The organism is Lutibacter sp. (assembly GCF_041555395.1).
GTDB lineage: Bacteria > Bacteroidota > Bacteroidia > Flavobacteriales > Flavobacteriaceae > Lutibacter.
The window spans coordinates 1-9,440 of the sequence record NZ_JBFFKM010000073.1 but is presented as its reverse complement, the minus strand read 5'-3'; the positions used below and the strand labels follow the sequence as shown (position 1 = coordinate 9,440).

Genomic DNA, 9,440 nt, shown 5'->3' with positions numbered 1-9,440 from the left:
TTTTAGTATTTTTATTTACCCTGCTAAATTTATTGGTATTGTCATTTTTAATTGATGAAATCCACGATTGATTAAACAGTAAAAATATGATCACAATTAATAAAGAAGCAATGATTACTTTATTTAGACGTCTTTTTGTGTGTGGCGTTATTGATGCTTTTCGATCAACATCATCGGTTTTCTTAAGTCCTTCCGGAGTAATTTCATATACCCATGCAAAAACCAACCAAAACGGAAAAGCAATGACGATAACATACATAATAATTTTAAAAACGTATGCTGGTGCATTAAAACCATTGAGAATGATTGCTGATACCTGAATAACGAGCCACGCCATTATTAAATATGCAAAAGCGGCTTTAAATACGTTTCGCCTTTTGAGTTCATCTATGTACTTTTTCATATTCCTTTCCCACCTCCAATCTTTTTCTTTTTTTCGATAATTTTGTAGTCGTTAAGTAAAACCACAAAATTGTTGTGATACACTTTTAACATATATATATTATATGCTTAATATTCTTCTGTTCAACTCAAACATACAGCCAATTTAACATGCTAATTTACTTTTAAAGCATACAAAATACAATGATATCTATCAATAATAATGATGAGAGTTATCAGCTTTTAAAAGTTATTTTCCTGACCTATATTTGAATTTCAGGAAAACTATTTGCTTTTTTTAGGAGTGTTTTCTAAAGTGGAACCGTGGTCGTTTTTATGTTTCAACATATAATTTGCCATCATCTTTTCAATCAGTTCCTCTTTGGTTAAATGATGGAATACCGTTTTAATTTCACTCTTTAAAGCTGAAGAGATGTCATAATTAGGCTTGGTTTTAAAGAGTTGTTTTGCCCACAAAATCATGTTATTATCTTCAATGCTTTGTGCGTTTGGTTTTTTAAATTCCTTAAAATCGATTCCCAATTCTTCCTGAAATTCATTCAGTTTTTCTATTTCTTCCTGCTGAATAACAGTTAAAGAAAACCCCTTTGCTCCTGCTCTGGCTGTTCTTCCACTTCTGTGAACATACAATTCAGCAACATCTGGCAGATGATAATTCACCACATAAGAAATTTCTTTTACGTCGATTCCTCTTGCCGCTAAATCTGTAGCTACCAAAATATTGATAAAACCTTCCCTAAATTGTCCCATAATTCGATCACGAATAGGTTGAGACAAACTTCCGTGCAAAGCGCCTGAAGAAAATCTGTTTATGGCCAAATTTTTGGCCAATTTATTTACGGCTGCTTTTGTTTTACAAAAAATGATACCGCGTTCCCCCTCTTTGGAAGCTAAAAAATGCATCAGCACTTCTAATTTCTCTATAGGCTCTACAACAACAAATTGATGGTCAATATCCTGGTTACCTAAGGTTTCCATGTCGGCACTAACTTGTATTACATGCTTAGACATATAATTTTGCACCAATTGTTTGATGGTTCCAGGTAAAGTTGCAGAGAATAAAAAAGTTCTTTTCTTTTTTGGCAATTCAGCACAAATTTCATCCAAACCTTCTTTAAGTGAAGTCACCATTTCATCAGCTTCATCAAGTACTAAGTAACTCGCTTGTTTAATATCAATGGCTTTTCGTTTTATTAAATCAATTAAACGTCCGGGTGTTGCAATTACAATATGCGTGGTTTTCGACAAACGTTCAATTTGTGGTTTTATGGGAATTCCTCCGCAGACTTCAGCAATGGAAACTTCAGGCGAATAGGTCGAAAACGCTTCCATATTGGTATAAATTTGATGTCCCAATTCTCTGGTTGGCACCAAAATTACCGCTTGAATATGTTGAATATTCAAATCTATCAACTGCAATAAAGGCAATCCGAAAGCCGCTGTTTTTCCAGTTCCTGTTTTGGCCAAACCAACAAAATCATCACTTTTTGTAAGTAAAACAGGAATTGTTTTTTTCTGAATTTCTGTAGGTTCAGAAATTTTTAAATCGGCTAAACTTTTTAGTAATGGTGTTGAAATCCCTAAATCGGAGAATTGTTTCGACATAAAATTAATTTTGTGCAAATATAATCTTTTACAAACTTAACCTATGGAATCATTCTTGGATATTTTAAACAATGCTATAATTAATTCACATTATTATTAAATTATAAATACAATTCCATTCTAATATTACAACGCTCGTACGGAGTGTCTTTTGGAACCGGAATTTCTCTAAATCCAACCTTGTTATAAAGTGTAATTGCCGGAGTTAATTTGGTGTTTGAATCTAGAAATAGTCGTTTTACTCCTGCTCTTCCCGCGAAATCAATACAGGCATACATTAATTTCTGGCCAATTCTTAAACCTTGATATTCCTCAGTTACGGCCATTTTAGAAAGTTCTAATACGTCGTTATCTCTTTTTATCAAAGCGACAGTTCCAACTACCTTTCCTCCGATTAATGCAAACAAAATATGTCCTCCATCATCAAGAATATATTTTTGTGGGTTCAAGAGAACTTTTTTGTCGTATTCTTCTATGTAGAAATATTTCTTAAGCCATTCAAAATTAAGCTGAGTAAAATCATTTGTGTATTTTTCATCAAAATCATTGATGGTTACTTTTAACTGTTCCATAGCTACTTAATTTAATATTTTCTGAAAACAAAGACTGTTCTCTGCATTTTCGTACTGTCCGTAGTTGTCTATAATTTGATAACCATTTTTATGATAAAGTTCAATGGCTTCCGGTTGATTTATGCCCGTTTCCAAAATACATTTCGTATAAGATAATTCTTTTGCCCATCGTTCTAATTCAATCAAAATTTTAGTGGCAATTCCTTTTCTCCTGCCATTTGGCGTAACAAACATTCTTTTTATTTCAGCTGTATCTCCTTCATATTCCTTAATTGCACCACATGCTATTGGCATCTCCTCATCATAAGCTATAATCACATGTTTTATATTTTCAAGCTTATTAAACTGATCGTAAAATGAATGTTCCTCGCCATCTCTTATTTCTAAATCGGCATCAAGAAACTTTGCAAGTTCTATAAACGCCTCATTGATAGCATTCGTTCGAAGCAATTTTATCATTAGTCCTTTTTTTGAGTAATAGAAAACAAGCCTTAATTTTATTGATCAAGTATCATAAGCTAGATAGTAGTTATTCTTACTTTTTTATTTTTTAATTTGGTATTATTGAGCATTTTAATCATTTCATTTGCTTTTAATGCAGGCACAGAAACAAAAGCGCAATCTTGTTTTAATTCTATAATTCCTAATTGATCTTTGCTGAGTTTTCCTTGTTTTAGAAATAATCCTGCAATATCTCCTTTTGAAATTTTATCTTTTCTTCCTCCAGAAATAAATAATGTTTCCCATTTGGAAGTTTTTGGTGTGGGTTTATTTTGAAGGGTTTCGATTTCAGCATCTGCAGTAAACTCCGATTTTTTTTCCTTTTCCCATTGAATTACATAAGCGGTTCCTTCGGCATTCATTCTAGCTGTTCTTCCATTTCTGTGAGTGAATTCATCCAGTTTTAAAGGAAGCTGATAATGGATAATGTATTTTATTTCCGGAATATCTAATCCCCTTGCTGCCAAGTCTGTGGCTACAATAACTTGATGTGTTCCATTGCGGAATTTTATCAGTGTTCTTTCCCTGTCTTTTTGTTCCATTCCGCCATAAAAACAACCGTGATCAATCTTGTTTTCGGCAAGAAAATCACTTACCATTTCAATGGTATCCCTAAAATTACAAAATACAATTGCCGGCTGATTTTCAATATGACAAAGTACTTTTACCAGCGTTTCCAATTTATCTTTGGTGGGAGAAATGATGGTTTTTATTTTCAAAAGCGGTGCTTCCTCACCACCATCAATGAGATAATTAATGGTGGCGGGGTTTTTTAAACCAACGAATTTCGGAATTCTCAGGGCTTGTGTTGCCGAAGTTAATATTCTTTTATTCACTTTTGGCAGTGCCAAAATGATTTCTTTCATTTCTTCTTCAAACCCGACTTCCAACGATTTGTCAAACTCATCCAATACTAAGGTTGTAATGTTTTCGGTTGAAAAAGTGCCTCTTCTTAAATGATCTGCAATTCTGCCAGGTGTACCAATTAAAATAGCAGGCAAATGATTCAATTCAATTTTATCTTTGGAAAATGGGCGTCCACCATAAACCGCATTGGCTTTAAAACCTGTTCCCATTTCTCGGGTAACCTGCTCAATTTGTATGGCCAACTCTCTTGAAGGCACTAAAATTAATGCTTGAACTTCAAGACAATCTGCATCCAATTCTTTAATAATTGGCAATAAGAACGCCAAGGTTTTGCCGGTTCCTGTTGGAGACAACAAAACAACATTGTTGTTTAAGCTAATTACCAATTCAGCCTCTTCCTGCATAGGATTGAGCATTTCAATACTCAATTTGTCCAAAATATGTTGTTGTTTCTTGATAATATTTGCCATATTGCAAAAATTCTATTATTTAAATTATTTATTGAAGCATGATTCATTAAATAACTAATTTACATCTAATTATATTTTAAACAAAATGAGTTATTAAGCTTATAAAGTGATTTATTTTTACAAAACAAGTTATCAAAAAGTATCATTAATCCTCTGGAGGCCTTCCGAATACTTCTTCAAAAACAGTGTCAAAATTATCGCGTAAATACAAACGAAGTTTCTTTCCGTAATCTTCTTTCAGCCAATCTGCAAAATTTGTAGTGCTTTTGCTGATACATTTGGTATAATGATGAATTCTATATTCAATATCTTCTCCTAATTTATTGGCTAAAATTAAAGCGTCATAAACATCTTCACTATTTTCCACACATATTTTTGCATGTTGTTCAATGGAACGTTCTAAAACTACTTTTGAAGACTCCCCTATTTTAATAGCATCTTTATAGGTTTGTTTGATATCAAAATGCACAGCTAAAGACTTGGAAAACTCAGCCCGAAGTTCTTTCGGCATTTCATATTCAAAATTACTTTCCAATTCTTCATCATTCAATAATTTGTCCAGATAATAATTTGGAGAGGAAAAAATACTTTGCCAGTTTAAATCGGCTCCCCACGGACCAAATCGGTGGAAGTTATTTCCCAAATCAATCACGTTAAACGTGTTTTTAGTCTTTAATATACGTGAACCGCGACCAATCATTTGATAATATAACGTAAGCGATTTTGTTGCCCTGTTTAAAATGATGGTATCTACCGTAGGTTCATCAAAACCTGTGGTTAAAATACTTACAGAAGTTAAAATGGCATTGGGTGTTTTTTTAAACCACCTTAAAATGAATTCTCTTTCCTTTTTTGTGGCGGTATTATCGAGGTGTGCAATTGTATATCCTGCAGCCCTGAACATTTCATAAACATGCAATGAAGTACTGATACCGTTATTAAAAATTAATGTTTTTTTCCCTTTGGAATGCTCTTCATAAGACGACAATAATTTGCTTAACATATCATTGTTAGAGTACAAATCTTCGGAAGATTTTACGGTATAATCCCCATTGGCACCAACAACTAAGGAAGTTAACCCTACATTGTATAAAAAGGTGTTTGCACTTGACAAAAATTCATTTTGGATTAATGATTCTATCGTTTCCCCAACAATCAATTCATCATAATTGTCGTTCATTGGAAGCTGCATATTTGAGCTTAAAGGAGTTGCGGTAACGCCTAAAAAAAACGATTTATCAAAAAACTTAAAGAGTTTTGTAAAAGAATTGTAATGTGCCTCATCAATAATTACCAAACCAACATCAGAAATATCAAGTTTATCTTCATTTAATCTGTTATTCAATGTTTCCACCATCGCCACAAAGCAACTGTAATTTTCCTGATCGTCTAAATTTGCTTTGCTGTGAATTACTTTATTGTTAACGTTAAATTCTGTAAGCATGGTCGATGTTTGCTTGCACAATTCTATACGATGCGTTAACACCAACACTTTTTTATTGTGATGCTTCAAATATTGTCGCACAATTTCAGAAAAGATGACTGTTTTTCCACCGCCAGTTGGCAATTGGAATAACAAATGATAATCGTCCGGTGCATCCTCAAAGCATTTAAAAATCTTGTTGATTGCTTCTTTTTGGTAGCTGTATAAATCTTTACCGGCTTTTCTCTCTTCTAATTCTAGGGATGTTATAGACAAACTTTTTGTTTTTGTGACCAACAAAAGTACCTCCTTTTATGGGTTTTTTCCCTATGATTTAAAATTATTTTTATTCAGTCTAAATTCATTATAGTTTAAAAAATTTATAACTTACTGATTTTTAGTTACATGTCCGATTATTTCTGTAGAAATAATTATAGAAATATTTCTTCACATAAAAATTTATACTTATCTGCTTATAGCCCAAATAGATAAAAAATCTTTTTTTTGATTTTTTAATGCTGAATTATGCAGGAATTTGTTGGCTCAAACAATGTAAAGTTCCAAAGCCCCAAATTAAATCGATTGCGCTTATGCCGATAATTTCTCTATTAGGAAAACAGTCTGAAATAATATTTAAGGCAATTCTGTCATTGGGATCATTAAAAGTTGGCACCAAAACACATTTATTTAAAATAAGAAAATTGGCATAACTCGCCGGAATTCTTACTTCGTCAAAATCAATTCTTTTTGGCATTGGCAAACAAACAATATTAGGGGATTTTCCATTTTCTAATTTCGCCTGTTGCAGTCGTTTCAAGTTGTCTTGCAACGGCTTATAATTTGGTTCTTTTGGATCGGGTTCTACTACGGTAACAATGGTGTCTTCATTTACGAATCGGCACAAGTCATCTATATGTCCGTGCGTATCATCACCTTCAATGCCATTCCCCAGCCATATCACATTGGTAATTCCTAAATATTCTTTAAAAACAGCTTCATAATCTGCTTTTGTAAAATGCTGATTTCTGACTTGAATACTGGGATGCAACAAACATTCTTCAGAAGTTAATAAGGTTCCTTTTCCATTACTGTCAATAGCGCCGCCTTCAATAATTACTGGTTTTCCGTTGTAAACTGCCTGCGTTAACGGAATATCCAAAAACGCTGCTACTTTAGAAGGAACTAATTTATCCAATTTGTAATTGCTGTATTTTGCCCAGCCGTTGAAATTAAAATTAAGAGCTTCCCTCCCATTATTTCCGCTTTTTACGATAATAGGGCCGGAATCTCGCATCCAGCTCCGGTTTGTTTTGTGAATAATAAAAGAAACATTTGGTGTTTTTACATGAGCCATTTCAAGCATGCCAATCACTTTCTCTTTCAATTTTTCATTGGCAACCATTAAAAAAACGTTTTCAACATGAGCTACTTTTTTAATAAATTCAACAAAAGCCCATTGAATAGCGCCATATTTTCCTGGCCAATCATTGCCATTGTGCGGAAAGCAAAGCAACAATCCCTGTTGTTTTTCCCATTCTGCCGGAAATCTTCTGTTATTTGCCATTATTTATCGATTGCTCTTTTGGTAATTTCGCCATAGGCATCAATTCTTCTGTCTCTGAAAAATGGCCAATTCTGACGCACGTTTTCCTGTAAATCCAAATCTACCTCCGCAATTAAAATTTCTTCTTTATCGTGTGATGCCTGTGCCAAAATTTCGCCTTGAGGACCAACAATAAATGAGGAACCCCAAAACTGAATACCTTCCGTATTCGGCAGGTATTTTTCTAAACCAATTCTATTTGCAGCAGCCACATAAACCCCGTTTGCAACCGCGTGCCCCTTCATTACATTCATCCAGGCGCCATGCTGATTTGTGCCAAATTCCTCTTTTTCTCTTGGATGCCATCCAATTGCTGTAGGATAAAATAACACTTCTGCGCCTTGTAAAGCTGTTAGTCTTGCCGCTTCAGGATACCATTGATCCCAACAAATAAGTGTGCCTATTTTTCCTTTTTTGGTTGGAAATGCTTTAAAACCGATATCTCCCGGCGTAAAATAAAATTTCTCATAAAAATGAGGATCATCCGGAATATGCATTTTGCGGTACAAACCTGCTTCAGATCCATCTGTATCAATAATATAGGCACTGTTGTGATAAATTCCTGCCATTCTTTTTTCAAAAAATGGAACAACAATCACCACGCCCAATTCCTTTGCCAAAGCACTGAAAGCTATAAATGATGTGCTGTACAATTCTTCTGCCAATGAAAAATTTTCGGTATCCTCACTTTGACAGAAATAATGACTGCTGTACAATTCTGGCAATGAAATTACTTCCGCGCCTTGTTTTGCAGCATCTCTTACCCAGCTTAAACATTTTTTCAAATTATTTTCAGCGATATCATTTAAATTAAGCTGTATCACCGCTATTTTATAAGTTCTATTTGGCATTTGAAAGAATTTAGAATGTAAAAGTAGTTTTTTTATAAAAAGACGTCATCAACAATTTTAGATTTTTTGTTGAAATTCAATTTTTATTTAATTGAACGCAGATAAAGATTTTCTACTTTATCTCGTGCCCATTGTGTTTTTCTTAAAAATTTCAGGCTCGAATTTATGGAAGGGTTTGATTTAAAACAATTGATATTGATTCTTACTCCCAATTCTTCCCATCCATACATTGCCACCAGAAATTGGAGTATTTCTGCAAGTTTAACGCCGTGAAGCGGATTGTTTGGCTGTTCTTCCATCGTATAAACGTATAACTATTTGTTTTTTAAATGTTTATTTATTTAATAAGGCTAATTAAGGGTTAAAACAACAAGAAAATAGCAATAAAAATTAAGCATAAAAAGCATAAAAAATTTTCGTAATATTTTGATAATCAATATGTTTATAGTTAATTTCAATCATCATATACCACATGATTAATCAGGCTAAAGCAGTAAAATTAATAAAAATATATCAATATGTATGTGATAAACACGAAGAAGAATTACAATATCACTATGAAAGATTTACCTATAACAATCTCCTGAATTTACAGAGCAAAAAATTATGACCATTTATTTATTTTCAGTGAGTGAAGAACAGCGTTATAATTTCCAGAAAAATTATAGGATGACAGATGTATAGTATATTTAGGATTAAAAATTATATTTGTATAACTATAATAGGATTTATTATACTAATTAAAAAGAATAAAGGATCAAATTCCCCTCTAGAGGGGTTGAGGGTGAGTTTTTATGAACCTAATTATTAAATATTTACTCAAATCTAAAAGAACAGCCGGCTGGCGCAAGGCAAAAATTCAATTAATTTTACAGAAAAAGATTATCAGACTAGCCTTTTTTGGTTCTATTTTTGGCAATGAAAAAAAGAACAAAACAGAATTATCCTTCTGTCTGCCTATTTAACGAAAAAGCTAATTTAGCGTTTTTTTTACGGGCACAACACCAGCCGCAATAAGGGCTCATGGGAGGATAAAGGGAGGATACTCCGTACATACTCCATACATAGTGTTATAGTAGTGTTATAGTGAGGTTAACATTCGGACTAAAAATTGATAAAAAAACGGAAACAAATAACAGACTTTTT

General features: G+C 33.1%; 9 protein-coding genes. All 9 read right to left on the bottom strand.

Annotated features, from left to right (window positions below):
* On the bottom strand, positions 1-337 hold a 337-nt coding region (locus ABY285_RS11505; RefSeq protein ID WP_372770196.1), incomplete at its 3' end, for a hypothetical protein.
* Between the two features lie 329 nt (positions 338-666).
* Positions 667-2,007, bottom strand: a complete 1,341-nt coding sequence (locus tag ABY285_RS11500; RefSeq protein WP_372770194.1) for a DEAD/DEAH box helicase — start codon at positions 2,005-2,007, stop codon at positions 667-669.
* A gap of 101 nt (positions 2,008-2,108) precedes the next feature.
* Positions 2,109-2,579 carry a GNAT family N-acetyltransferase gene (locus tag ABY285_RS11495; RefSeq protein WP_372770192.1) on the bottom strand — a complete coding sequence of 157 codons (471 nt, stop codon included), beginning with the start codon at positions 2,577-2,579 and terminating at the stop codon, positions 2,109-2,111.
* A gap of 6 nt (positions 2,580-2,585) precedes the next feature.
* The gene (locus ABY285_RS11490) at positions 2,586-3,038 is read right to left on the bottom strand and encodes a GNAT family N-acetyltransferase (RefSeq protein WP_372770190.1); all 453 of its coding nucleotides are present in this window, start codon (positions 3,036-3,038) and stop codon (positions 2,586-2,588) included.
* A 59-nt stretch (positions 3,039-3,097) separates the two neighbouring features.
* Positions 3,098-4,417, bottom strand: coding sequence for a DEAD/DEAH box helicase (locus tag ABY285_RS11485; protein ID WP_372770189.1), 1,320 nt, complete (start codon positions 4,415-4,417; stop codon positions 3,098-3,100).
* A 145-nt stretch (positions 4,418-4,562) separates the two neighbouring features.
* Positions 4,563-6,116, bottom strand: a complete 1,554-nt coding sequence (locus ABY285_RS11480; protein WP_372770187.1) for a DEAD/DEAH box helicase — start codon at positions 6,114-6,116, stop codon at positions 4,563-4,565.
* Positions 6,117-6,363: 247 nt separating this feature from the next.
* Positions 6,364-7,407, bottom strand: a complete 1,044-nt coding sequence (locus tag ABY285_RS11475; RefSeq protein WP_372770198.1) for an agmatine/peptidylarginine deiminase — start codon at positions 7,405-7,407, stop codon at positions 6,364-6,366.
* Entirely contained in the window at positions 7,404-8,294 is an 891-nt protein-coding gene (locus tag ABY285_RS11470) for a carbon-nitrogen hydrolase (RefSeq protein WP_372770185.1), read from the bottom strand. Before ABY285_RS11470 ends, ABY285_RS11475 begins: the two co-directional genes overlap by 4 nt.
* 83 nt (positions 8,295-8,377) lie before the next feature.
* Complete coding sequence (locus tag ABY285_RS11465) at positions 8,378-8,593, bottom strand: VF530 family DNA-binding protein (RefSeq protein ID WP_372770183.1); 216 nt, start codon at positions 8,591-8,593, stop codon at positions 8,378-8,380.
* Positions 8,594-9,440 lie beyond the last annotated feature (847 nt).

Coding starts and splice junctions, on each gene's coding strand:
- ABY285_RS11500 (WP_372770194.1), bottom strand. CDS start 2,007: ATGTCGAAACAATTCTCCGATTTAGGGATTTCAACACCATTACTAAAA.
- ABY285_RS11495 (WP_372770192.1), bottom strand. CDS start 2,579: ATGGAACAGTTAAAAGTAACCATCAATGATTTTGATGAAAAATACACA.
- ABY285_RS11490 (WP_372770190.1), bottom strand. CDS start 3,038: ATGATAAAATTGCTTCGAACGAATGCTATCAATGAGGCGTTTATAGAA.
- ABY285_RS11485 (WP_372770189.1), bottom strand. CDS start 4,417: ATGGCAAATATTATCAAGAAACAACAACATATTTTGGACAAATTGAGT.
- ABY285_RS11470 (WP_372770185.1), bottom strand. CDS start 8,294: ATGCCAAATAGAACTTATAAAATAGCGGTGATACAGCTTAATTTAAAT.
- ABY285_RS11465 (WP_372770183.1), bottom strand. CDS start 8,593: ATGGAAGAACAGCCAAACAATCCGCTTCACGGCGTTAAACTTGCAGAA.